Source organism: Acidovorax sp. LjRoot118 (genome assembly GCF_964253575.1).
In the GTDB taxonomy this organism is placed as follows: domain Bacteria; phylum Pseudomonadota; class Gammaproteobacteria; order Burkholderiales; family Burkholderiaceae_C; genus Acidovorax.
Map to the genome: position 1 here is coordinate 6,180,355 of NZ_CAXURB020000001.1, position 23,292 is coordinate 6,203,646.

Annotated in this window: 19 protein-coding genes; 6 read left to right on the plus strand and 13 right to left on the minus strand. The window is 63.3% G+C overall.

Features of this window, described 5'->3' with window-relative positions:
• Positions 1-37 precede the first annotated feature (37 nt).
• Positions 38-334 carry an acylphosphatase gene (locus ACSQ9E_RS29115; protein WP_057266900.1) on the plus strand — a complete coding sequence of 99 codons (297 nt, stop codon included), beginning with the start codon at positions 38-40 and terminating at the stop codon, positions 332-334.
• On the opposite strand, the gene ACSQ9E_RS29120 is transcribed toward ACSQ9E_RS29115, so the two are convergent.
• From ACSQ9E_RS29120 to ACSQ9E_RS29130, 3 genes are all read right to left on the minus strand, one after another.
• Complete coding sequence (locus ACSQ9E_RS29120) at positions 331-1,146, minus strand: DUF72 domain-containing protein (protein WP_436219864.1); 816 nt, start codon at positions 1,144-1,146, stop codon at positions 331-333. The two genes, ACSQ9E_RS29115 and ACSQ9E_RS29120, sit on opposite strands and share 4 nt — an antisense overlap.
• 64 nt (positions 1,147-1,210) lie before the next feature.
• On the minus strand, positions 1,211-2,515 hold the full coding sequence (locus tag ACSQ9E_RS29125) for an ATP-binding protein (RefSeq protein WP_436219865.1): 1,305 nt from the start codon (positions 2,513-2,515) through the stop codon (positions 1,211-1,213).
• Positions 2,512-3,267 carry a response regulator gene (locus tag ACSQ9E_RS29130; protein WP_057266903.1) on the minus strand — a complete coding sequence of 252 codons (756 nt, stop codon included), beginning with the start codon at positions 3,265-3,267 and terminating at the stop codon, positions 2,512-2,514. Before ACSQ9E_RS29130 ends, ACSQ9E_RS29125 begins: the two co-directional genes overlap by 4 nt.
• 169 nt (positions 3,268-3,436) lie before the next feature.
• On the opposite strand from ACSQ9E_RS29130, the gene ACSQ9E_RS29135 reads away from it, so the two are divergent.
• On the plus strand, positions 3,437-3,928 hold the full coding sequence (locus ACSQ9E_RS29135; protein WP_057266904.1) for a DUF2147 domain-containing protein: 492 nt from the start codon (positions 3,437-3,439) through the stop codon (positions 3,926-3,928).
• Positions 3,929-4,031: 103 nt separating this feature from the next.
• On the plus strand, positions 4,032-5,330 hold the full coding sequence (locus ACSQ9E_RS29140; RefSeq protein ID WP_436219866.1) for a serine hydrolase domain-containing protein: 1,299 nt from the start codon (positions 4,032-4,034) through the stop codon (positions 5,328-5,330).
• A 95-nt stretch (positions 5,331-5,425) separates the two neighbouring features.
• On the opposite strand, the gene ACSQ9E_RS29145 is transcribed toward ACSQ9E_RS29140, so the two are convergent.
• Positions 5,426-5,863 (minus strand): OsmC family protein, encoded by a 438-nt coding sequence (locus tag ACSQ9E_RS29145; RefSeq protein ID WP_057200479.1) that lies wholly within the window; start codon positions 5,861-5,863, stop codon positions 5,426-5,428.
• Positions 5,864-6,103: 240 nt separating this feature from the next.
• On the opposite strand from ACSQ9E_RS29145, the gene ACSQ9E_RS29150 reads away from it, so the two are divergent.
• On the plus strand, positions 6,104-7,432 hold the full coding sequence (locus tag ACSQ9E_RS29150) for an IS4 family transposase (RefSeq protein ID WP_436216982.1): 1,329 nt from the start codon (positions 6,104-6,106) through the stop codon (positions 7,430-7,432).
• A 59-nt stretch (positions 7,433-7,491) separates the two neighbouring features.
• Here the strand turns inward: ACSQ9E_RS29150 and ACSQ9E_RS29155 are convergent, their stop codons facing one another.
• The 3 genes from ACSQ9E_RS29155 to ACSQ9E_RS29165 form a co-directional block, all read right to left on the minus strand.
• The gene (locus ACSQ9E_RS29155; RefSeq protein WP_436219867.1) at positions 7,492-8,481 is read right to left on the minus strand and encodes a DUF2846 domain-containing protein; all 990 of its coding nucleotides are present in this window, start codon (positions 8,479-8,481) and stop codon (positions 7,492-7,494) included.
• 119 nt (positions 8,482-8,600) lie between these two features.
• Positions 8,601-9,461, minus strand: a complete 861-nt coding sequence (locus ACSQ9E_RS29160) for a DUF2846 domain-containing protein (protein WP_436219868.1) — start codon at positions 9,459-9,461, stop codon at positions 8,601-8,603.
• 170 nt (positions 9,462-9,631) lie between these two features.
• Positions 9,632-10,531, minus strand: a complete 900-nt coding sequence (locus ACSQ9E_RS29165) for an AraC family ligand binding domain-containing protein (protein ID WP_436219869.1) — start codon at positions 10,529-10,531, stop codon at positions 9,632-9,634.
• Between the two features lie 100 nt (positions 10,532-10,631).
• On the opposite strand from ACSQ9E_RS29165, the gene ACSQ9E_RS29170 reads away from it, so the two are divergent.
• Together ACSQ9E_RS29170 and ACSQ9E_RS29175 are read left to right on the plus strand one after the other, a co-directional pair.
• The gene (locus tag ACSQ9E_RS29170; RefSeq protein ID WP_436219870.1) at positions 10,632-11,015 is read left to right on the plus strand and encodes a cupin domain-containing protein; all 384 of its coding nucleotides are present in this window, start codon (positions 10,632-10,634) and stop codon (positions 11,013-11,015) included.
• Between the two features lie 102 nt (positions 11,016-11,117).
• A complete protein-coding gene (locus ACSQ9E_RS29175) occupies positions 11,118-11,609 on the plus strand; it encodes a hypothetical protein (RefSeq protein ID WP_436219871.1) in 492 nt (163 codons plus the stop codon).
• A 165-nt stretch (positions 11,610-11,774) separates the two neighbouring features.
• Here the strand turns inward: ACSQ9E_RS29175 and ACSQ9E_RS29180 are convergent, their stop codons facing one another.
• From ACSQ9E_RS29180 to ACSQ9E_RS29205, 6 genes are all read right to left on the minus strand, one after another.
• Positions 11,775-12,893, minus strand: a complete 1,119-nt coding sequence (locus ACSQ9E_RS29180; RefSeq protein WP_436219872.1) for a suppressor of fused domain protein — start codon at positions 12,891-12,893, stop codon at positions 11,775-11,777.
• 98 nt (positions 12,894-12,991) lie between these two features.
• The gene (locus tag ACSQ9E_RS29185; RefSeq protein WP_436219873.1) at positions 12,992-15,985 is read right to left on the minus strand and encodes a type III restriction-modification system endonuclease; all 2,994 of its coding nucleotides are present in this window, start codon (positions 15,983-15,985) and stop codon (positions 12,992-12,994) included.
• A 10-nt stretch (positions 15,986-15,995) separates the two neighbouring features.
• Complete coding sequence (locus tag ACSQ9E_RS29190; protein ID WP_436219874.1) at positions 15,996-17,966, minus strand: site-specific DNA-methyltransferase; 1,971 nt, start codon at positions 17,964-17,966, stop codon at positions 15,996-15,998.
• A gap of 11 nt (positions 17,967-17,977) precedes the next feature.
• A complete protein-coding gene (locus tag ACSQ9E_RS29195; RefSeq protein ID WP_436219875.1) occupies positions 17,978-18,805 on the minus strand; it encodes a DUF4391 domain-containing protein in 828 nt (275 codons plus the stop codon).
• Positions 18,802-20,589, minus strand: coding sequence for a GmrSD restriction endonuclease domain-containing protein (locus tag ACSQ9E_RS29200; protein ID WP_436219876.1), 1,788 nt, complete (start codon positions 20,587-20,589; stop codon positions 18,802-18,804). Before ACSQ9E_RS29200 ends, ACSQ9E_RS29195 begins: the two co-directional genes overlap by 4 nt.
• 26 nt (positions 20,590-20,615) lie before the next feature.
• Positions 20,616-23,282, minus strand: coding sequence for an ATP-binding domain-containing protein (locus ACSQ9E_RS29205; RefSeq protein WP_436219877.1), 2,667 nt, complete (start codon positions 23,280-23,282; stop codon positions 20,616-20,618).
• Positions 23,283-23,292: the final 10 nt, after the last annotated feature.

Below are 23,292 nucleotides of genomic sequence, written 5' to 3' on the forward strand. Positions count from 1 at the left end.
GTGCCTGCCCTGCAAGGCTCGCGGTACAGTGCCGGCCATGGACTCCGACAACCTCATCACCCGCCACCTCCTCATCACCGGCCATGTGCAGGGGGTCGGCTACCGCTGGTCCATGACCCAGGCAGCCAAGCGCCTGGGCGTGCAGGGCTGGGTGCGCAACCGCAGCGATGGCCGGGTGGAGGCCTGCGCCTGGGGCACTCCACAGGCCGTGCAGGCCCTCGTCGACTGGGCGCACCAGGGGCCGGCGCAGGCGCAGGTGGAGCGCGTGGTGGTGGGCAATGTGCCCGATGGCGGTGAGCCACCGCAGGGCTTCAGGCAGCGCGAAACGGTCTAGAACAACCCGGGTGTTGTGCCCTGCTCGGCCTTTGGCAAGGCGAGTCCCAGCTGCCTGATCAACTCCATCGCCCCCGCCGGCGCCCGCTCCTTCGCGCCGTTGATGAAGTACACGAACACATCGCGTGGCCGCTCGCTTCCCGTCCAGCTGCGCACGCCCTGGGCCCATTGGGCAATGGCCTCGGGCGTATAGCCTGTGGGCACGTCGGCCTGGCTGCGCATCAGCCGCAGGTAGGCAAAATCGGCCGCCCCATCGGCGATGGCCGGGAATTTTTCCGAATCGGTGTGCACCGGCACGCAGCCGTAGCGGCGCGCCAGTTCGATGAAGGCCGGTGTGGCAAAGCTCTCGTGCCGCACGTCCAGCACATGGCGCAGCGTGCGCCCATCCACCGCCTTGGGCAGCAGCGCTAGAAAAGCCTCGAAATCCCCTGGCTCGAACTGCTTGGTGGGCATGAACTGCCAGACGATGGGGCCGAGCTTGTCCTTGAGCTCGGAGATGCCGCTGTCGACAAAGCGCGCGATCGAATCGCCCGCCTCGGCCAGCACGCGCCGGTTGGTCGCAAAGCGGTTGGCCTTGAGCGAGAACATGAACCCATCGGGCGTCTCGCCATGCCACTTGGCAAAGGTGGGCGGCTTGAAGGTGCTGTAGTAGGTGCCGTTGACCTCGATGGCCGTGAGCTGGCGGCTGGCGTAGTGCAGCTCCTTGGCGTGCGACAGGCCTGCGGGGTAGAAGTTGCCGCGCCAGGGCTCGAAGGTCCAGCCGCCGATGCCGATGCGGATGTGCTGCTGCTTGCTGTTGCTGCTGTCAGTCATGGCGTTCCCTGTCACGAGTCAATCCACGGAAAGGGCACTGTACCAGCGCGGCCCGGCTACAGCGCTATGCCGGCAACTCCACCCGTGCCTCCAGCCCCTCGCCGCCATCCTCGCGTGGCGCCAGCACCAGACGCCCGCCCAGCGCCTGGGCCAGCTCGTTCGCAATGGCCAAGCCCAGGCCCGTGCCGCCGGTGCCACGGTTGCGCGAGTCTTCCAGCCGCACATAGGGCTGCAGCACGGTGGCCAGTTCCGCCTGCGGTATGCCCGGGCCGCGGTCCAGCACGCGCACGCACCACCGGCCCTGCGGGTCGGCCTCCAGCGCCAGCTCGGCACTGCCCGCAAATTTGAGCGCGTTGTCCACCAGGTTGCACAGCAGCCGGCGCAGCGCCTGCGGGCGTGTGTCGCAGATTCCGTCCGCTGCGTGCAGCACGCGCACCGGCATGCCCGCGTCGGCGTAGTCCATGGCCAGGCTTTCCACCAGCGCGCGCAGGTCCACGCGCTGCAGCGGCTCGCGCACGGCCTGGGGCGATCGCGCGTAGGCAATGCCCTCCTCCACCAGCGACTGCATCTCGGCCAGGTCGGCATGCAGCTTGTCGCGCAGGGGCGCGTCGTCCAGCAGGTCGGCGCGCAGCCGCAGGCGCGTGATGGGCGTCTGCAGGTCGTGCGACACCGCCGCCAGGATCTGCATGCGCTCCTGCAGGTACGCCTGTATGCGCTGCTGCATGCGGTTGAAGGCGGCGGCGGCGCGCACCACCTCGCGCGGACCGTCCTCGGCCAGGGGCACCGCCGCCTGCGCGGCGCCCAGGGCATCGGCCGCGTCGGCCAGCGCGTTCAAGGGGCGGGTGGCCGCGCGCACGGCCCAGGCGCACAGGCCCACCAGCACCGCCAGCTGCAGCGCCAGCGCCGCCAGCACCCAGCGCGACACCTGCAGCCGGGGCTCGTCCATGTCCACGGCCAGCGGCGTACCGTCGGCCAGGCGCAGCTGCAGCCGCAGCTCGGTGCCCGGTACACCGGGGTCCACCACCTGCAGCGTGCGGCCGGGCGGTAGCGCCTCTGCCACGGCGCCTGCCACCAGCAGCGCCAGGGCCGACTGGCTGGCGGGCACCGGCAGCGGCTCGGCCAGCACGAAGCGGTAGTTGCGCCGCGCCAGGCGCGCCAGCCACTGGCCGCGTTCGCCGGCGGGCAGCCGCTCCAGCACCGCCACCGAGCTGGCCACGTCGCTTGCCAGGTAGCCCACCATGGCGTTGCGCATGCTCATGCTGCGCTCCGTCACTGCCAGCATGAAGGTCAGCGCATGCGCCAGCGCCAGGCCCAGCGCCAGCACCAGCAGAATGCGCCCGAACAGCGAGCCCGGCCACCAGCGCTTCATGCGCTTCCCGCCCCTGCCTGCGCGGCGTGCACCGCAGCGCAGAACACATAGCCCTCGTTGCGCACCGTCTTGATGTAGCGCGAGCCACGCACGCCGTCGCCCAGGCGCTGGCGCACGCGGCTCACCAGCAGGTCGATGGAGCGGTCGAACACTTCGGCATCGCGCCCCTGCGTCAGCTGCAGCAACTGGTCGCGCGTCAGCACGCGCTGCGGGTGGTCCAGCAGCACGCGCAGCAGCCGGTACTCCGCACCCGACAGGGCCACCACCGCGCCGCTGGCGTCCAGCAGGTGGCGCGCCGTGGTGTCCAGCCGCCAGTCGCCAAACGCCAGCTCGCGCGCCGGCTCGGTGACTGCCAGGTTGGGCGGCAGCATGCGCGTGCGCCGCAGCACCGCGTGGATGCGCGCCAGCAGCTCACGCGCGGCAAAGGGCTTGGTCACATAGTCGTCGGCCCCCAGCTCCAGGCCCAGGATGCGGTCGGCCTCGTCGCTGCGCGCGGTGAGCATGATGATGGGCAGCGCCGGTGCGCCCGGGCTGCGCAGCTCGCGGCACAGCGCAATGCCGTCGGTGCCGGGCAGCATCAGGTCCAGCACCAAGAGGTCGATGCGCGTGCCCGCCAGCACCGCACGCATCTGCCGCCCATCGGCCGCCACGCTCACCTGCAGGCCCTGCTTGCGCAGGTACTGGGCCGCCAGTTCGCGGATGCCGGCGTCGTCGTCGACGATCAGTACGTGGTCTTCAGGCTGCTGCTGCATGGGTCGATTCTCCGGGCAATGCGGGCGCGCCCGCAGAGGGTTTGTATCCCAACTTGTCTGCACGCAGCTGCGACACCTGCGCACACCAAAAGCCCCTGCCAGGACAAATGCCCGATACCTGGACTGGCTTCAATGCAGTCTTCCTGAACTTCACCACGAGGGCTCCTTCATGACACCGCAGTCTGCCACCGCCTTCCACCTGCTGGCCGCGCTCACCCTGTACGCCGCACTGCCACCCGCCGGTGCCCAGCAGGCAGGCGCCGAAGCCCGCGCCCCGCTGGGCCGCTGGGTCACCGAAAGCGGCAATCTCGAAGTCGAGGTCGCTCCCTGCAGCAGCGGCAGCGCCACCCTGTGCGGCAAGGTCGTCAAGGTCATGGCCAACCGCTCCATGGCCGGCCCCGGCCAGGCGGGTGAGTTTGCCGACAAGCGCCCGGCCCTGGGCATGACCCTTCTCTCGGGCTTCAAGCCAAGCGGTGCCAACGAACACCAGGGCGAGATCTACAACCGCGAGAACGCCAAGACCTACAGCGCCACCCTCACCCCCGTCGGCACCGACCAGCTGCGCGTGCACGCCTACGTGGGCATCGCGCTGTTCGGCAAGACGCAGGTCTGGCGCCGGCCCCCGCCCGCAGGGCCTGCGCCCGCCATGGCCCAGCAATGACCCTGCAGTGACCCGACCTCCTCCCGCCGAAGCCGCGCCCCTTCATTTTCCCCGTCGCCCCTCCTCCCCTGTCCAAGCCTTTCTTTCCCTGGAGAACTCCACCATGCACCCTCCCCGCCGCGCCCTGTCGCTGGCCGTTGCCACCGCCCTCCTCGCCCTGGCCCAGGCCAGCCACGCGCAGCCTGCGTTGCCGCCGCCCGACGCCACCGACCCCGTGGCGCTCAAGTTGATGCAGGGGTTTCCGCCCGCGCCCGACAAGCAGGTGCGGCTGGGCACCATCCTCAAGTACCCCAACGCCCGCTGGGCCCTGCACCACCTGCGCGAACTGGGCCCCACCGCCAACATAGCGCGCGGCCCGGGCCCCGCAAGCGAGATGCAGGCCACGCCGCTCGAACTCGAGGGCCTGCCCTTCCTCGACGACAAGGGCGCCAAGACCACGCTGGCCAACTGGCAAAAGGCCACCTATACCGACGGCCTGCTGGTTATCCACCAGGGCCGCGTGGTGTACGAGCGCCACTACGTCGGTAACCAGCCGCACGTGCCCCATGTGCTGTGGTCCATGAGCAAGTCGCTCACCGGCCTGCTGGCCACCGAGCTGATCCACGAAGGCCTCATCGACCCTTCCGCCCTCGTCACCCGCTACCTGCCCGAGCTGGCCAGCAGCGCCTGGGCCGACGCCACCGTGCAGCAGACGCTGGACATGACCACCGGCGTCAAGTACGCCGAGGACTTTGCCGATCCCCAATCGGGCATCTTCCAGTACCTCATCGCCGCCGGCCTGGTGCCCGCGCCCGCCAACTATCCCGGTGCCAAGGCCATGCTCGACTACCTGCCCACCGTGCAGAAGGAGGGCGAGCACGGCAAGGGCTTCAACTACAAGTCGGTGGATACCGAGGTCATCGGCTGGATCCTGCAGCGCGTGACCGGCAAGACCTTTGCCACCCTGCTGTCCGAGCGCCTCTGGACCCCGTTGGGTGCCGAGCAGGACGGCTATGTGTGGGCCGACCCCACGGGCGCGCAGTCCACCAGCGTGGGCATCAACGCCACACTGCGCGACCTGGGCCGCCTGGGCGAAATGTTGCGCCGCAACGGCCACTTCAACAGCAAGCAGGTCATCTCCGCCGCCACCGTGGCCGAGCTGCGCAAGGGCGCCGACCCCGAGAAGTTCAAGGCCTCCGGCCAGACCATGCGCAACGGCTACTCGTACCACAACCACTGGTGGCTGCCGCACGACGTGGACGGCAGCTACGAGGCCAAGGGCCTGATGGGCCAGCACATCCACATCAACCCGGCCGCCCAGCTGGTGGTGGTCAAGCTCTCGTCGCACCCCGTGCCCAACACCGCCTTCACGCACAACTATGACCGCCTGGCTTTCGCCGCGCTGGCCGGCGCGCTGCGCTAAAGACTGGGCAGCAGCCAAAAGAAAGGGCTGGACGCGTGAAGCGGCCCAGCCCTACTCACCGGGCCGTTGCTGGCCCGGTGATGCACTCGCGAAGTTCAGTTGACCAGCGTCGCCGTCAGCGTGATCTCCGGCACCGCTGCCAGCGCCTTCGACAGCGGGCAGTTCGCCTTGGCCTCGGCTGCCAGCTTCTGGAATGCCGCCTCGTCCATGCCCGGCACCTTGGCCTTGAGCGTGAGCGCAATGCGGTCGATGACAAAGCCATCGCCCTCCTTGGTCAGCCGCACCGCAGCCGTGGTGTCGATCACCTCGGTGGCAATGCCCGCCTTTTCGGCCGCAAAGGCAAACGCCATGGTGAAGCACGAGGCATGCGCCGCCCCCACGATCTCCTCGGGGTTGGTGCCCTTGCGGTCATCACCAAACCGGCTGCCAAAGCCATAGGGGTGCTTGTCGAGCGCGCCGGTCTCGGTGCTCACCTGGCCCTGGCCGGTCTTGCCCGCACCTTCCCAATGAACGCTGGCTTTCTTTTCAGACATGGTTTTGGCTCCTGTAAATGCAAAGGGACTATCGGACCATGTCCGGGCCGATCGGCCGGTCGGATGCGGCGGGCAAAGCGGGTGCGCAATGTCCTACAGGCGGGTACCGGCGCGCAATGAGAAAAGGGCCCTTGCGGGCAATGCCAGTAAGTTAAGCAAAGCCCCTTCGGGGTCTTTGTTGTTTGTACAGTGCAGACTTCAATCAATCGAGCTTTGGCCATAGCGGTCAAGCGATAGCCAATGCTGCTGCAAGAGTACCTGAGCGATACCCACGACTTCGCAACCCCCGAGCAATGGGGCGTAGTTCAAAGCAGCGTACCCCAACAGTGGATTGAACAGGCCCTGCAGATGAGTGGCGTGGCAACACTGCGCAAGCGGCGATTGCCCATGGAGCAGGCACTTTGGCTGGTATTGGGTGTGGCCTTGCTCAGAGACCGTTCCATAGTGAACGTGGCCGAGGTACTGGAGTTGGCACTGCCTGGGCAGCACGATGAGCCCATCAGCTCCAGCGCGCTGAGCCAAGCGCGCCAACGGCTGGGCAGTGAGCCCCTGCAATGGCTGTTTCGACACACCGCTGCACATTGGGCGCACCAGGAGGCCGGTCGCCACCGCTGGCAAGGCTTGGCGCTGTACGCGCTTGATGGCGTGGTCTGGCGTACCCCCGACACGCAAGACAACCGCCAGCACTTTGGCTGCCAGCGCAACCACCCAGACCACCAAAGTCCCTTCCCCCTGGTGCGCATGGCCTGCCTGCTCGATGCCAGAGCACGTTTGTTGGTAGATGCCAGCCTGGATGCCTACGACACAAGTGAGTACACCTTGGCTGAACGCCTGTGGCCGCAGTTGCCGCCGAACTCGCTGGTGATGGTGGACAAAGGCTTTTACTCGGCTGGCCTGCTGTGGCCGCTGCAGCACCGCCAGGGGCGCCACTGGCTGATCCCTGCACGTGCGGGACTCAGGGGTGAGGTGGTGCAAACGCATGGCCCTGGCGATGTGAGCTTGCGCATGAAGGTCTCGCCCCAAGCTCGCAAGAAAGACCCCGGCTTGCCGCTCACGTGGGAGGTACGGGCCATCACACGCGAGCTTGATGGCAAATCCAGGACCGTGTTCACCTCCCTGGCAGACGCTGCGCGTTACAAGGCCGATGAAGTATTCGCGCTGTACCACGAGCGCTGGGAGATCGAGCTGGCTTACGGGGAGATGAAGACGGACATGCTGGGCCAGGCGATGACGTTGCGCAGCCAGCAGCCCGATGGGGTCAAGCAAGAGTTGTGGGCGACTTTGCTGATGTACAACCTGATCCGCTTGGAGATCACACGCATCGCAGACGAGGCCAAAGTCGAGCCCTGCCGAGTCAGCTTCGTCACGGCGCTGCGCTACATCGTGGATGAGTGGCTGTGGAGTTCAGGCTCGCGCACTCCTGGGGCCATCCCGGCCAAGCTCGCAGCCATGAGAAAGAACATCCGCCGCTTCGTGCTGCCGCCTCGCAGGTCCCACAGGCGGTATCCGCGTGAGGTTCGAATGTCCAAGACCCAGTATCCCGTCAAGAAAAATACCGCTCAGGGTTAACTGAGCGGCATTGCCCTTGCGGGCCCTTCGATGGATGGATGGTGGCCTGCCCTGGTCTATCAGGGCGCGCTCAGCACCTGCTGGCGCTTGGTCTCGTATTCGCCCGAGGTGATCAGGTTGGCATCGCGCATCTGCTTGAGCCACTGCAGGCGCGACTCTTTCTTGCTGGCGGACATGGGCGCGGCGGCAGTCGTCGCCGCAGGTGCGGGCTGGGCCGGGTTCACCACCGCCACCGTGGTGGCGGCGGGCACGCTTTGCGCTGCGGGGGCTGCTGCTGGTGCTGGCGGGGCAACGCGGCCCACCGGCTTGGAGTCGGACGCGAAAGGCATTGACATCGCGGCGGTTGCCGTGGGTGACGCAGGCCTTGGCCCAGGCGCTGGCGCTGCTGCTGCGGGCGCTGCGGCGCGGGCCACCGGCTTGGAGTCGGGCACGAAAGGCATCATCACCGTGGCGCCTGCCGGCGCTGGCGCAGACCCGGGGGCGGGCGCGGTACCGGGTGCTGGGGCGGATGCAGGTGCCGGTACGGGTGTCGCTACCAAAGCCGGTGCGGGTGCAACCGCCATCGGCACGCCGCCCGCCGTTGCGAAGGCAATGCCTGGCTTCACCGCGATCATCTTGGAGGCCAGCACCCCCTGGCGGCCCCTGGCATCGTCCGTCTGGGTGAGGTTGCTGCGCGCCTGGAACAGGCCCATCTTCACCTCTTGCCACACGAAGTAGTTCCTGGCCGCCTGCACGTCGATGCTGATGGAGGCCTGGTTCTCAGCCATCGACTCGATGGTGTACCGGCCCGGTGCCACGTTCAGGTAGAAGAAGCTCTTGGGCCCCGTATAGCCCAGGTTCTGGTTGTTGAGGTTCACCGGCATGGAGATCGCACCGCCGAACAGCTCGTCGCGGAAGATGTAGAGCGAAGCCGTTTCGGCCTGGGGTGCGAACTGCTTGGCCTTGGCCTCTTCTGTCACGCCGGCCCGGGGCACCTGGGCGCAGCCCACGAGGGCCAGCGCAGCAATGAACAAGGCAAGCGCACGGAAATATCGTGTCAGAAAACGCATGATGATTCTTGGACTCTTGGTTGGGTGGCTTCGCGCTTCCTGAGCAGGCAGGCGGCCCCAGCGGGTTCGCCTGCCGGTCGAAATCGCTGGCCGGTAGGAAGGATGGGCTGATCAATCGATCAGGGCGCGCTCAGCACCTGCTGGCGCTTGGTCTCGTACTCGCCCGACGAGATCAGGTTGGCATCGCGCATCTGCTTGAGCCATTGCAGACGCGATTCCTTCTGGTTGGCCGGCATAGGCGCTGCGGCGGCAGCCGTTGCTGCGGGTGCGGGCTGGGCAGGGCTCGCCACGGGCACGGTGGCGGCGGTGGGCACGTTTTGCGCGGCTGGTGCTGGTGCTGCTGCTGGCCTAGCGACGCGGCTCACTGGCTTGGCGTCGGGCACGAAATGCGGCATCGACATCGCGGCGGTTGCCGTGGGTGACGCAGGCGTTGGCCCTGCTGCTGCACGGCGTGCCACCGGTGCGGCTGCCGGCGCCTCCGGCGGGCTGCCAGCTGCCGGGGCGACGCCAAACGCGCTGGGGCGCACCTTGGTGGTCAGCAGCTTGCTGGCGAGCACGCCCTTTTGGCCCTGGGCCTCGTTCACCAGCGACACCTGGGCGCGCGCTGTGCCAGAGCCCAGGCTCATCGTGACCTTCTGCCACACGTAGTAGCTCTTGCCCGCCTCGGCTTCGACGGTGACCGTGGAGGTGTTGTCGGCCGACGAAACCACGGTGTAGCTTCCCGGCGCCACCTCCAGGTGGTAGTAGGTGCGGGCGTTGGTCTTGCCCAGCGACTGGTTGTTGACGCTGACCGTCATCGGGGCGGATGCGCCGGTCATCTCGCTGCGGTAGATGTAGAGCGAAGCCGTTTCGGCCTGGGGCGTGAACTGCTTGGCCTTGAGGTCGGCGTCCGGCTTGGCCCGGGGCGCGGTGCAGCCCACCAGGGCCAGCGCAGCGGTGATCAGAACCAGCGCGCGGAAGTATCTCGTCAGAAAACGCATGATGGATGTTGGATTCGTTGTTGGGTGGTACTGCGCTCCCCACGCAGGCGGGCAAACCCGCCCGCGCACTCTAGCATCGGGTTGCAACTGCTTACAGCGGGGCGCAGCAACTTAGGTGCGTGTGCCTATGGGGTGTGCGGTGGGCGCAACACCCCCCTTTTGGCGATTGATCAGCCGGCCTGCATGTGCGACAACCACCGCCCCGGCGCCATGCCCACCTGACCCTTGAAGCGCCGCGTCAGGTGGCTTTGGTCGGCAAAGCCGCAGGCCGCCGCCACATCGGCCACCGCGCCGCCCTGCCGCAGGGCGCCCTGCGCCTGGCGCACGCGCACCATGTTCAGGTAGGCATGCGGCGCCATGCCGTAGGTGGCGGTAAACGCGCGCGTCAGGTGTGCGCGCGACAGGCCGGCCTGCGTGGCCAGGGCCTGCACCGTCACGTCGTCGGCAAAGTGCGCGTCCAGGTACTCGCGCACCAGGGCCATGCGCTGACGGCCTGCGTCCAGGCTCTGCGCCCAGTCCACCCGCACCTCGCCATGGCGGCCCAGCAGCGCCTGCACGGCGGCGGCCGTGCGCTCCTCGCCGTGCAGCGACTCCTGCCGCTCGGCCACCGCCGCCACGGCCTGCTGCAGCAGCAGTGCGCCCTGCGGGTCGTGCACCAGCGGCGCCTTGAAGTAGCGGGTGGCCATGCCGCTGCGGTCGTGCGCGCCGCCACCGGCCGCGCCACGGTCGCCCATCCACGCATGCACCAGCGCGGCATCCACGTACAGCATCGAATAGCCGAACCCCGCCTCCGTGCCCCGGCTGCCGTCGTGCGGCTCATCGGGGTTGAACAGAATCACATCGCCCGCCAGGCTGGCATGGCGCGCACCCCGGCAGGCAAAGGTCTGCACCCCCGAGCGCGTGACGCCAATCGAATACGTCTCGTGGCTGTGCCGCTCGAACCGGTGCTGCGTGAAATGCGCGTTGAGCAGCGTCACTCCGCCCGAGGCCAGGGGCCGTATCTCGGCCCAGTCGCGCTGGCTGGGCGACGCGGGAGAAGAGGAGGAGGAGTTTGGGTCCCCGGCATGCATGCAACAAATGTACAAGACCGCCCCGCGCCCGGTGACGACACTGCAGACAGCAACCCGCCCATCGGCGCGGTATAGCCAAGCCATACAGCCAACTTACCCCATGCCTGACACCACCAACGCCGCCACCGCCGTCCCCGCCATCGACCTGGCCCACAAGCTCACCCAGTTCACCGACCACTGGGCCCCGCGCACCGTGGCCGAGTTCAACGGCCACGACATCATGGTCGCCAAGATCAAAGGCGAGTACCAGTGGCACAGCCACCCCGACACCGACGACTTCTTCCTGGTGCTGCAAGGCACCGTGGAGATCGACCTACCCCACGGCGCCATGGTCACCCTGCACCCCGGCCAGCTCTATGTGGTGCCCAAGGGGGTGGAGCACCGCCCGCGCGCCAGTGCCGAGGCGCATATCCTGCTCATCGAATCGACAGGCACGCCCAACAGCGGCGATGCGGTCACGGCCGCGCCGCGCAGGGTGTTGTAGGTAGGCCCTGCCCTCTGGCACGGCATTGGGCCGTTTGCCTACGCCACGCCAGTGTGGGTGCATAGACCATGGAGTTCCACCCGACAACATTAGGAGCACACCATGGCCCGAGACACCATCAACCCAGACCTCAACCCTGATCCCATCACCGGCGCACCCGGCGCCCACCCCGTCGGCACCGGCATCGGCGCTGCGGGCGGTGCGGTCACCGGCGCGGCCGTTGGCTCCGTCGGCGGCCCTATCGGCACCGCAGTGGGTGCCGTGGTCGGCGCCGTCGTGGGCGGCCTGGCCGGCAAGGGAGCCGCAGAAGCCGTCAACCCCACGGCCGAAGACGCCTACTGGCGCGACGCCCATGGCCGGCAGCCTTACTACTCCGACGCCTACACCTATGACGACTACGCGCCTGCCTACCGCCACGGCTACCAGAGCGTGATCGACGGGCGCACCGACTGGGACGACGCGCGCGGCCACCTGCAGACGCGCTGGGAGTCTGACCGCGAAACCAGCCGCCTGAGCTGGAAGGATGCTGAGCCCGCAGCCAAGGCCGCCTGGGAGCGCGCCGACCGCATTTGGAAGCAAACGAAGCAAGAGTAAGCACGGCTTTGCCTTCGACCGCCTGACGTCGTTGGGGCGCCTTGCCGTGCTACAGCACTGTCTACGACACCCCGTCTAGTCATACGGTCGAATGCAAACCCGTTGGGGTACTCGAGCCTGAGGTCGATTGGCCGCAGCGCGTGATTGACTGAACGGCTGGTCTGGTCAGCCGATCACTTCGACGACCTTGCCGGTCGAATCCGTGATCGTCGTCTTCTGCACCAGCCACTCCACCTCGGGCAGCAACGGCAGCGTATAGCGCCCCTCGCGCGGCTGCAGCGTCTGCGCAAATTGCTGCACCGTGGCGTCGGTCAGGCGCAGCACCACAGCACCCGCCCCCTTGCCCGGCCATTCCACCGCGTTTTGGCCATCGGCACCCGCAGGCTCCAGCAGCAACTGCCACTCGTGACCCGCAACGCGCAGCGTGCGGCCAAACGGCAGGCGCAGCGGCAGCAGGGCCACCAGCTCGTCCACCTGGCGGGCGCCCAGGGTCACCTGCGTCAGCGGCTTGCGCAGCAGCCGCTCTACCCGCTTGAGGCCCAGCACATCGGTAAACAAATACCCGCTCGACGACCCATCCCGCCGCGCGCCCTCGTCCACCTGCTTCTTCACCGCCGGGTTGGTCAGCAGCGATGCGCGGCCCAGGTCAGTCACCCACAGCGGCATGTGCGGCAGCAACACATCGAGCAAATTGCGCGTGCGCCACTGCTTGGCCGCGCGCTCTTCGTCCAGCGTCAGGCCTACCACCTGCAAAAAGGCGACTGAGCCATTGGGTGTGTCCAACGGCTCGGTCAGCTCCGGGTCGGTGGCAAAGCCCATGGAGCAGATCTGCGTGGCCTGCCCCAGCGCAATGGGGCCATTGGCCGTCATCCAATCCCCATCGCGAAACACATTGCCGCTCTGGAACACATAGCGCGCTAGGTTCTGCAAAAAGCTCAGCGCCCACGTTGGGGGCTCGGCATCCGCATCGGCGGCCTCAGTGGACCGGGGCGCTATCGCCAGCCGAAAGGTCAGCTCAAACCCATAGCCGCTCACCGCAGGGTCGTTCGATTCCTTGGCATACAGCTCGCTGAACCCATAGGTGACAAAGTGCCAGTGCGGCACCGGGTCCGTGCGCCGCCACGCGCTGATGCCGTCCAGCGGGTCTGGCCCGCCCAGCATGTGCGAGATCAGGGTGCCAAAGTGCTTGGGCTCCTGGCCTGGGTAGAGCTGGTCCAGGCGGGCGGAGATGGCGTCCCAGCCGGGGGAGGAAGCATCGGAGTCGTCGATGGTGGTTGAGGTCATGTCTTTGGGAAGGCAAAGCCACTTTGTAGGGGAATGGAGAGTTCTGTGGGTGCCGGTGAGGTTTGCGCCGTGTTGTCTACTCTTTCCACGATGAGTCCCTACATCACTGCTTTTAGTACATCGTCAAAAGTCGTAGCGCGAAGATAATTTGCTGGGTTATCCCCCTCGCGCAAAGCGTGAAAATGGGCTTCACCACATTGCATCTTTGCTTCTTCCTTTTTTCGCAGGTCGTCGGTGAAGAGGCTACTCTTAGTTTCCACGACGAAATACAACCTCTGAAGTCCTTCTTTCTCGAACAGGATCGCCCAGTCCGGGTTGTAGGGTCCCAGGGGCGTCGGCACCTTAAACCAGCTTGGCAGCTTCGCGTAGAGCACCACGCCATCGTTTGTTTCCAGCGCTTCGGCAAACGTGCACTCTGTATCCGAGTCGTAAATGACGTGCTCGTGAATCGACCGTTTCGTATCCAGGAGCATGTTGCGCAGGTAGCCGGTCAGTTCGTCTTTGGCGAACAGTTCCTGGGCGTAGAAGTGCTCGTCGCCAATCTTTTGGTACTTGATGCCGGCCACCAGCGCCATGCGCTTGCAACTGTTGATGATTTCCGCTGTTTGTTCGATGAACTGCTGCGGGTTGCGCTTGAAGTCGTCTAGCCGACCGCTGCCGGTCAGGATGGTGATGATGCTGCGGCGCGTGAGCTGGGTTCGGTCTTGCAGGTCAGTCAGCAGGTCAGGCAACTCGATGTCAGCATCGTCCAACACCACCGTCGCGGCGCCCTCCTTTTCCGTGGCCTGCACGCCCGCCTTGCCGATGGCAATGTCGGCCTTGCGCCACTGCAGCCGCGCCTTGGCTATGGGCGGTGCCTTCTGCAGCCCGGCTATGCAGGCGTTCAATAGCTTAGCGTTGTCGAACTGCACACGGTAGGTGGTCTGGTGCTTGATGCGGTCCCACAGCGCCTTGAAGTCGTCGGACAGGTAGACGGCCTTGCCGTCCTTGTCCTTGCGTAGCGGCACGGCCTTGCGCTCGTCGGCGTTCTTGATCTCCAGCCGGCCCGACACCTTGCGCAGTACTTCGGCGATCTGCGCGCGTTGTGCCTCGAAGGCAGGCGGCAAGGCAAGAGTGCCGTTCTTCAGGGCCAGCTTCAGCGAGTCCTGCACCTTGCCTTTGGCGTCCACATGCCCGGCCGCCTTCAGGTGGTCCCACAAGGCCTTGGACTGGTCCACGCCCAGCGGCACCAGGGAGCCGTCCGCAGCCTTGATGGCGATGGCCGCGAACTGGTGCTGCTCCAGGATGCCGAAACGGATGCCCGTGTCGGCTTCGATTTCCTTCTGCAGGTTCTCGGCGAACTGCTCGTAAGACTCGGTAGCAATGACGGTCAGCCGGTTGACCTCGAAGCCGCGCACCCGTTCGCCGTTCTGATCCACGCACAGGCGCAACCCTCGACCGATGGTCTGCCGGCGCTCGCGCTCGGTGCCAATGTCCCGCAGGGTGCAAATCTGGAAGACGTTGGGGTTGTCCCAACCCTCCTTTAGCGCCGAGTGCGAGAAGATGAACTTGAGCGGCGTCTTGATGTCGAGCAGCTTCTCCTTCTCTTTCATGATCAGGTTGTAGGCCCGCTCTGCGTTCTCGCGGTTACCGGCATTGTTCTCGGCCGTGTCTGACCACTTACCTTGCTTGTCTCTGGAAAAGTAGCCGTTGTGCACGTCCTCGGCGGCATGGGCCAGGTCCAGTTCGGCGAACAGGCTCTGGTAGGCCGGCAGCTTGGCCGCGCGCCTGTACTCTTCTTCGAAAATGCGGGCGTAGTCACCCTTCACTGCGTTGCCGTCCTTGTCGTACTGGCGGTAACGCTCCACCGCATCGATGAAGAACAGCGACAACACCTTGATGTTCTTCGGTCCGAGCAGCTTTTCCTTGTCGAGATGCTCTCGAATCGTGCGCCGGATCATCTCGCGCTGCACGGCCAGGGCATCAACATCACCGTAGGCCTGCCCCATGGCCAACATGGCTTCGCCGCCTGGGTAACGCAGCTCCAAGAACTCTTCGCCCTTGGCGGTATTGATTTCGCCGACGCGGAAATCGGCATAGATGTCGCGCTTGGTCGTCTGCTGCAGGTCGTCGCCATCGCTGACGGTGATATCCTGACGCTTGACGCCGGTTGCGGTCTTCACATCCAGTTCGACCTTCGCGCTGATAGTGCCGCGTTTGTTGCTGACCGACAGCAGCCGCACGAAGGCCTTGTTGTGTGCGTCCTCAATGGTGGCCGCAGCCACCTCGATTTGCTTGACCAGCTTGCGCTCGTAGGCGTCCAACGCATCGAGCCGATACACCATGTGATGCTTGGTGGCGTGAGTAGCCGAGTACCGCAGCGTGCACAGCGGGTTCATCGCGTCCAGCGCGGTCTTGCCGGCGCCAGTCAGGCCGCCGTCTACGCTCTGTGGTTCGTCCACGATGACGATGGGCCGCGTGGCCTTGATGAGGTCGATAGGCTTCTCGCCGCCCGTTTTCTCGCTGTCCTTGTAGAGGTTGTTGACATCCTTCTTGTTGATGGCCCCAACCGTGACAACCATGACCTGGATAGTCGAGCTGGTGGCGAAGTTGCGCACTTGCCCCAGCTTGCCCGAGTCGTACAGGAAGAAGTCCACTGGCACCCCCGCATAGATGCCCTTGAAGTGCTCTTCGGTGATCTGCAGCGACTTGTAGACACCTTCCTTGATGGCCACCGAGGGCACCACTATGACGAATTTGGTGAAACCGTAGCGCTTGTTCAGCTCGAAGATCGTGCGCAGGTAAACGTAGGTCTTGCCCGTGCCAGTCTCCATTTCAACGGTGAAGTCCCCCGACGCCAGCACGCTGGACGGCGCCAAGCCGCCACGCAATTGAACGTCGCGCAAATTTTGCAGCAGTTGGTCATCCAATAGCGTCAGTCGATTGCCGACGCCAAGGTCGGTCTCGGCCACACCCAGGGTCAATTGTTGGTCGGGTAGCTTCATGGTGACCGTGAACTCGGTTCGGCAGGTCTCCTGGCCACGGAACAGGTCGCAGACTGCTTCGATGGCCTGAAGCTGGTAGTCGAGATTGGGCTCGAAGTGAAGTTTCATGGCCTGAACCTCACAGACTGCGCACGTGCGCGATGCCGTTCTGCTCCAGGATCGCCGCCATGTTGGTCTTGGCCACATCGTCGGCGAACGCGCTGTCACGGAACACGCACGTCGTATCCCCGGCCGGCGCCAGTTCCTTTCGCCAAGTGGAGATGCCTTGGGCAACAGCTTCGACCTCGGCGGCTTCGATATGGATTGCCAAGCAGGCCATCAATACGCCGCCGCCCACGGAGTGAACGTGCTTGCCAGCGACAACCCGTTGAGCGATAGGCACGCACAGGTCAAGCCCACGCTTGATCAACAGTTCGTAAAGTACGTCCGCTTCCGTTCGACCTTCTACAAGATGGTCTTGGTGAGTAAATAGGGTCTGAACAAGATCAGTGGAGCTCGGGTTCCACGCGCGAATGTTAGACGGAGATAACTTAAATACCCGAAACCCAAGGTCACCGCAGAACAGGGGATAATCCCTACGAATACTATTTCCGGCTCTCCTAAGACGTTCCTTGGTCAGCTCGGCGATGTTTCTCGGTACATTGAGTTTGTCACAGTATTCAGCCGCAATCCTTTGTTCACCAACTTCAGGATTGATCGGCTCAGGCAGCTGAACAAGAATGAAACGCCGCTTGGTATTCGAAGTCGCATCAACTGACATGACCGCCTCACCAAAGCTGCCTGACCCTGAGAAGAAGTCCAAGACCAAGTCTCCATCACTGCTTCCGATATGCACAATGAGAGAAAGAAGACCGACCGGCTTGGGTGTATCAAATACAGATTTTTGCGAGAACAAAACCTCCAACTCACGAGCAGCATGCTGATTTAGAGGCATATCGGGCAATATAGACGGCGTGGTCATTCCGTCCTTGGCTTCGCTTAGAAATAGCTTGCGCATCGGCGTAGATGCCGTGCCGCTTACACCCCAATAAAGGCGATTTTCACTCTGCAGTCGGTTCATCTCTTCTTCAGAATGCCGCCAGCACGTACCATCTCTTGGATAGACTACTTCTTTAGTATGTGGATTCATAATTCCGTAGTGCAATGACGCAACGTCCCGGCCGCCTTTTGCATTTGCGGTAGTGTCGATCTTTCGGAATCGGCCGCGCGAATCGGGACCACTAACCTCTTTAAACACCTGGTATTCAGCGTCGGCCTTCTCCGTGCGCGGCATCAGGTTGAATTTGTCTTCCGCTAGTGTTCTCGTAGAATTCGGCGCGAGCTTTTTACCGTATACGAGAATATGCTCATGGATGGAGCCGATTGTTCGATCGTTCGGCGCTCCATCTCGCTTCTTCCATATCAAATCTATTATGAAGCTCTCTGCACCAAAAATTTCATCACAAAGACCACGCAAATTCGCAACTTCAGTAGAGTCTATGGAAATAAATAGGACCCCGTCTTCCTTTAGAAGTTGTCTAGCAAGCTTCAGGCGCGGATACATCATATTCAACCAGTCGGTATGAAAGCGTCCCCCAGCCTCTGTGTTGCTGCTGATTTTTGAGCCGCCCGCAACCTGCCCAGTAATTTCAAGATAGCTCTTGATCCCGTCTTGAAAATTGTCCGGGTAGACGAAATCCTTGCCGGTGTTGTACGGCGGGTCGATGTAGATGAGCTTCACCTTTCCTGCGTAGCTCTTTTGCAGAAGCTTGAGCACTTCTAGGTTGTCGCCTTCGATCATCAAGTTCTGAGTGGCGTCCCAATCAACGCTGTCTGGGGGGCATGGAATCAGCGTCCCCGTACTGGGCATCAGCGCCAGTTTTCGGGCTTGGCGCTTCCCATGCCAATTGAGGCCGTACTTCTCATCAACATCGGTTGCGGTCTTGTCGCCCACCAGCGACTTGAGCACGTCCACGTTAACGGCCACGCCGTTCGCCCCTTCTGTGATCAGTTCGGGGAACAGCGCCTTGAGCTGTTCGATGTTGGCAACCATCAGGTCTGCCGATTGCGTCTCCGCACTGGTCGCATCGATCTTCTGTATCTTGGTCATCGGTTTCTTATTCAAAGTTGCTCTCGGGCCGCAGACAAGTCAGCCTGCACGCGCTTGAGCGCCAGGTTTAGGTCCACCTGCTTGGCCATCTGTTTTTCCTTGACCGCCAGCGTGTGCAAGCGGGCGGCTTCCTGGTCCAGGCGCAGACATTCACGCAATGCAGCCCGGAGCGCAGCGGCTTGCGCCGGGTCGCTTGCGGCCTTGAACGTGCCGGTATAGCGCGCAGCCTGCAGTGCCGTCAGGCAGTCCAGCCAGCCCTGGTACAGGGCCATCAGCGTCGCCTGGGGTTGGCGTGCCAATGCTAGGCTCTGTATGAAGGGGTGCGCGGGCGACAGGTCGCCAGCCAGATCGATGGTGGCCACCTCACTGTCAAGCACCACCTTGCCGGCCTCATTCTGCGCCCAGCGCTTGTGCGCCAGCGACAGGTGCAGGCGCTGCGGCGTGGCCAGCAAGAGCATCAAGGGATACGGCACGGCACGGTGCACCAGCTCGGCCAGGCGCGCGGTATTGGCGGGCCTGGCTGGGCTATCGGATGTTGCCGCGTCTGCCTCGTGCTCAGCCACGGAGTTCGCCCCGCGCGTGGCGATGCTGAGCACCGCCACTTCCAGGTACTCGCGTTCCTCGTCCCGGTAGTCGGGCACGCCCACCGTGTTGGGCTTGAGCGCCGCGACCCACTTAATTTGTGCGATGCCTTCGTTCAGCAGCCTCTTGTCAGCAGCCGTCGGCGCCGCGTTCTCGATGAGCATCTTCTTGGGTATGCGCTGATCCACCTTGCAACTAGCCGGGAGCGCAAGGGCGGAGATCAAGTCATCGACGCTGAAACGATGCAGCTCAATCATGCCGTCAGCGCAGCTCCAAATGCTTTGACTGTGTCTTCACTGTCGCGGCCCGACACTGTCTTGCCCGTTGCCTGCTCGATGAGATTGAGCAATGCACTTGCACGCAAGCGAATGAAAGCGTCGAAGTCGTCCGCCCGCAGAGCACGGACTGGGATGACATGCGAGGTAAGGAACTCGTCCAGGCTATCCGTCGGCACTTGCTTGGCCTTCTGGATACGGCCGAGATAAACACTAGGTGCGTCACCGCTGATAAACCGATTGGTACCGGCTGCTAGCGGAGCCTTGTTCACCACGCTGTTCCATTTTTCTTTGGGCAATTTCTGCTTCTCACTCCAGGCGCGGGGGAAGATGTGGTGAATGTCGATGGCGTTGTTGAAGTAGGTGTTCAAGTCGATGGGCGTGCCGCTAACGAAGTCGCGCCCTCCGTGCTTCATCAACAGGGCGGCAAGGCCTTTATAGGCGGCCGCAAGGCGGCTCTGCAGAGATAGCAGTCGGGTCGGTGCGAAGTTGGCATCGCGTACGGAGCGCGGCTCTACGCCCCCTCCAACCCATACCACAACGTCCTGCATGTCCATTGCGAAGCGCGTTTCATTTGCGCCGCCATACAGCTCGCCCAGTACACCGCTCCAGTACCAGCGCAGCAGGCTTTGCTTGATGCCATGCAGCGTTGTTCTCTCGCCCAACTGTGCGCAGATGGCAGCCAATGGGATCAATTGGGTTGCGTACGGCAAACTGCGCGCGTCAAATATCTTCTCTTCAGCCAACAGCTCCGCAGCGCGCTTAAAGCCAGTCTCCAGCGAAGCCTCCAGTGCTTTGAAGTCGGCCAAGCTCAGTTTCAGCACGTCAGCGCGCTTGCAGCTCACCGCGGTCTTCTGAGTCAGGTGGCGCCGGTAGCTGGCAAGCAGGGTGACGGCGGTCAGGAAGCTCGTGCCATCCACCGCTTCCAGCACATCGTGCTTGGCTGTGAGCCGTTCACGGCGAGCATCCCAGTCATCGCGCAGGTTGAACTCGTCGGAGGCAAAAGTAGCCGTCATGAGCTCAAACACAGTAAGAGTAACGCCGCCTGTATTGACCTTCTCGAAAACCTGGCACACAGCCTCGCGCGGGGTGTCCTGCGTCAGCTCGATGGCTGGTACCTTGAATTGCTGGAAACGAAGCCAGATGGCCTGATCAAATCGCATCAGGAACATGGCAGCCTCTGGGTTTTGAGCATGGTGTTGGGCGAACCCCATCTTCCACGTCATGTAGCCCTCGGTATCGAAAAGTAGAGCAACCGGAAACAAGCGCTGAGCGTACTGAAGCGCTGGACTGCTGACGTCCAGATCGACTTTACGGCCGAAGTCCGAAGTGACCTGCAGCGTCTCGGGTACCGAAATGACGCCTTCCTCGCGGTCTTCTTCAGGATCAAGACACTTGACCATATCCAGGAAGTAGAGCCGGCGGATGTCGGCACCCTTTTCGGTCCGCGTCGGCACTGGCTCGCCGCTGCGTAGGGCTAAGTACATCGAAGTTAACCGCTGTTGACCGTCAAGCACCAGTGTCTTGGGCTTGGGCGCAGGCTGAAGGTTGACGCCTGCGAACAGCCGAGGCTTGAACGGCACTCCCCCGGCTTCCAGGAACATGACCGCACCAATGGGGTAAGACAGTGAAAGGCTCGCGATCAGCGAGCGGATATGGTTGTCGTCCCAGACCCAGCCGCGCTGGAAGTCGGGGAGCTGCGTCCTACCAGTGGCAATGTCGTCCAGCACGTCTTTCAGTGCGGGTTCTGCTGTACGAAAACTCATGGGGGTCAGCTTCTCCGTTGTATCTGTCACGTGCGGGCGCTATCCCAAGTTGCGGCGAAGTGGTGCCGCACCGATGACAACTGCTCAGGCAATGCATCTTGGCAGGTCAGTCCTAGGTATGCTGCAGCCCGGGTGGTGCCCACATAGATGTACTTGTCAAAAAGCTCCGGCTGGAGTTTTGCCAGGCGGTCCACGCCAAGGAAGAAAACCGCCTCGAACTCCAAACCCTTGATGTGCTGGATGTCAAACACCCGTACGCTGCTTTCTTGGCCCACTGCCTGCCCTTCTCGGCACGCCATGACTGGAATATTGTGCTCGCCCAGCAGAGCCTCCAGGGCCTTAGCTGTCGGCTCGACTTCCTCCTCGCTGTTGACGAAAACGGCAATGGAGGGAAGCTGATCCACCAAACGCTCAATGTCTGCAATTCGGGCCGCGAGCCACTCCACGGTATCGGATGGCGAGCTGTTTTCCAGCAGCACCGGAGAGGCCACTTCGTTGTTTACTTCTGCAGGAAGACTGACGTTTTGGACGCTCCCGCCCACGGCGCGAATGATGTCACGCGCGAGATCGTTGAGTTGCCTGGACTGTCGATAGGCGACCGTGATCTCACGAACATCTACGCCTGGAAAGCTCCAAGCGAGCGCATCAGGGGTACTAGCACCCCAGGTGGTCAATCGTTGATTGAAGTCACCGCAGGCGAAAATTGACCGGGTGCGCGGGTGCGCCAGCGCATTCATGCACGCCAGTTGCAGTGGTGAAAAGTCGGTGGCTTCGTCCACAAGAATCTGGTGCCGGTAGCATCCTATGACGGCTTTCAGCGGCGCCCACTGCGGGTTGTCGATGGCCCGCTGGACGTTCCGGCGATTGATCAATTCGTTACCGGCTTTAAGGGTGGCCAGCAGAACGACATCCAACTCCAGTGGGTGAACTTCTCGCTGATCAAACGCTTCTGACTGATACCAGGTGCCTGCACCTTGACGCTCGCGGCGAAACGCCCGATAGCGCTTGCTCATACCACTGACGTACCCCCTGACGGGCGTGACAAAACGGCGAGCAGCTGTCTGAACAATCAGCTTGTTCCCAATGTCGATGAGATCGCTCTGGGGAAGCACTCGATTCCCAAGCCATTCGATGATCCTGCCGCTGCGGCTGACTTTGTTCACCCCCCGCTTGCTGGCTGCACCGCGTGACAAGGCCCTCAGCGCTTGGTAGTACTCGTTGGTCGCGGCCTGCGCCCCCAATTTGGGCGACTGCACGTCTTCCTCGTCGTCAACCTCTGCTTCGTCGGCCTCGTCCCGCTCAACTTGTTGCAAAGTCTCCAGGAACGCAGCGAATTCGGCAACGAAGTTGCGATTCTTGTGCAGTTGTGAAATCAGGGCGGCTTCGAGTCGCTTACCGATTTCGTCCCTCAACTGCGCCACAAATGATTGAACCCGAGGCAATTCTTCAGCCAGCTGGCTTAAGGTCGCCGACCAACTTTGATGCTCGCCCAGCACCTCTGCCAACACCTTGCCCAACTCGGCAGCCTGTCTGACGTTCGAGAGCTGGAGCACCTGAGTGGCAGAGGTTAGCTCCTGCAGGTAGCTTTGCCCCTGCCAAACATCAAAGTCAGTGAACCATTCCACTTGGGTCTTGACCGTCGTAACCAGTAAGCTGTTCAAGCCAGGTTTCTGGACGAAGGTCCCACCACCGGTAGCCGTCTTGAGGATGCCAAAGGTCTGTCTGCACAACTCCCGGCGATGGTCGTCCCAGGTGCGAAGGTTCTGATCAGACGCCGGCACCAACTCACGGTTAAAAGCTTCCTTCAGATACTGTTTGAGCAGTTCTGTGGGCGTGAACATCAGCCAACTGCGCTCATGCGATAAACCCTGCGCAGTCGCCACTTCCTGGACGACACGCTGCTCATCTTCATCTAGATACTGGATGTCCAGTTTCTGTCCCAAGCGACGAATCAAGGTAGTCGTCTTGCCTGTACCGGGTGGCCCGAGCAGCACGACTTGGTGCGAGAGCGGGAGGCGGAAAATTTCGTCCTGAAATTTGTCCAGAATGGGTTGATCCCGCAGGCCCATTCGTGTGATGACACTCCGGCGGATTCCATCATTCACAGCCGCCTTCTTGGCTTCTTCGGCGAGGATTTTTTCCAGCTCATTGCGTGCACTGTGTGTCGGCCGCTCCGCCTGCAAAAGAGCTCGAAGCGAATCAATAGTGACGCTGGGCAGGTCCTCGCGTTGTACCACCGAATAAGCATCCCATCGCCCGTTGATCTCCTCGGGACGAAGGCCCGTCTTCGAGACAACGATCCAGGCTTGGCCATCGGGGGTCAGGTACTCATCCCCGACAGGCATTGAAGCCAGACGCCCCCACTTCGTCAGATAGCTGATCACCCCACGTTCGGCCATACCCTGGTCGGCACGACAGAAAAAATGGGTGTGAAAGCCCCCTTTCTCGTCTTCAGCAACAACACGGGAGACCACTGGTTCTTTACTCAACCGCTGGTAGGCCGCCCGATTCTGTTGATTGACTTGACCAAGGTTGCGCAGCGCGGCGTCTGAAACAGAGCCTGGCACCAGCGTGTCAACACTGGGGCCTCGCGGGTCCTGTAGCCATGCACGCGCCGCAGTGGCAACTTCTTGGAGCTTTCCGAGCACCTCTTCAGCAATCGGCCCCAAGGCATTTTGATCTGCACTGTTCAAACGTTCCTCC

What these genes read in the sequence shown, in the direction of transcription:
- ACSQ9E_RS29120 (WP_436219864.1), bottom strand. Translation starts at nt 1,146, where the DNA reads ATGACTGACAGCAGCAACAGCAAGCAGCAGCACATCCGCATCGGCATC.
- ACSQ9E_RS29130 (WP_057266903.1), bottom strand. Translation starts at nt 3,267, where the DNA reads ATGCAGCAGCAGCCTGAAGACCACGTACTGATCGTCGACGACGACGCC.
- ACSQ9E_RS29115 (WP_057266900.1), top strand. Translation starts at nt 38, where the DNA reads ATGGACTCCGACAACCTCATCACCCGCCACCTCCTCATCACCGGCCAT.
- ACSQ9E_RS29135 (WP_057266904.1), top strand. Translation starts at nt 3,437, where the DNA reads ATGACACCGCAGTCTGCCACCGCCTTCCACCTGCTGGCCGCGCTCACC.
- ACSQ9E_RS29140 (WP_436219866.1), top strand. Translation starts at nt 4,032, where the DNA reads ATGCACCCTCCCCGCCGCGCCCTGTCGCTGGCCGTTGCCACCGCCCTC.
- ACSQ9E_RS29180 (WP_436219872.1), bottom strand. Translation starts at nt 12,893, where the DNA reads ATGACCTCAACCACCATCGACGACTCCGATGCTTCCTCCCCCGGCTGG.
- ACSQ9E_RS29150 (WP_436216982.1), top strand. Translation starts at nt 6,104, where the DNA reads ATGCTGCTGCAAGAGTACCTGAGCGATACCCACGACTTCGCAACCCCC.
- ACSQ9E_RS29185 (WP_436219873.1), bottom strand. Translation starts at nt 15,985, where the DNA reads ATGAAACTTCACTTCGAGCCCAATCTCGACTACCAGCTTCAGGCCATC.
- ACSQ9E_RS29195 (WP_436219875.1), bottom strand. Translation starts at nt 18,805, where the DNA reads ATGATTGAGCTGCATCGTTTCAGCGTCGATGACTTGATCTCCGCCCTT.
- ACSQ9E_RS29190 (WP_436219874.1), bottom strand. Translation starts at nt 17,966, where the DNA reads ATGACCAAGATACAGAAGATCGATGCGACCAGTGCGGAGACGCAATCG.
- ACSQ9E_RS29155 (WP_436219867.1), bottom strand. Translation starts at nt 8,481, where the DNA reads ATGCGTTTTCTGACACGATATTTCCGTGCGCTTGCCTTGTTCATTGCT.
- ACSQ9E_RS29175 (WP_436219871.1), top strand. Translation starts at nt 11,118, where the DNA reads ATGGCCCGAGACACCATCAACCCAGACCTCAACCCTGATCCCATCACC.
- ACSQ9E_RS29125 (WP_436219865.1), bottom strand. Translation starts at nt 2,515, where the DNA reads ATGAAGCGCTGGTGGCCGGGCTCGCTGTTCGGGCGCATTCTGCTGGTG.
- ACSQ9E_RS29145 (WP_057200479.1), bottom strand. Translation starts at nt 5,863, where the DNA reads ATGTCTGAAAAGAAAGCCAGCGTTCATTGGGAAGGTGCGGGCAAGACC.
- ACSQ9E_RS29160 (WP_436219868.1), bottom strand. Translation starts at nt 9,461, where the DNA reads ATGCGTTTTCTGACGAGATACTTCCGCGCGCTGGTTCTGATCACCGCT.
- ACSQ9E_RS29165 (WP_436219869.1), bottom strand. Translation starts at nt 10,531, where the DNA reads ATGCATGCCGGGGACCCAAACTCCTCCTCCTCTTCTCCCGCGTCGCCC.
- ACSQ9E_RS29170 (WP_436219870.1), top strand. Translation starts at nt 10,632, where the DNA reads ATGCCTGACACCACCAACGCCGCCACCGCCGTCCCCGCCATCGACCTG.
- ACSQ9E_RS29200 (WP_436219876.1), bottom strand. Translation starts at nt 20,589, where the DNA reads ATGAGTTTTCGTACAGCAGAACCCGCACTGAAAGACGTGCTGGACGAC.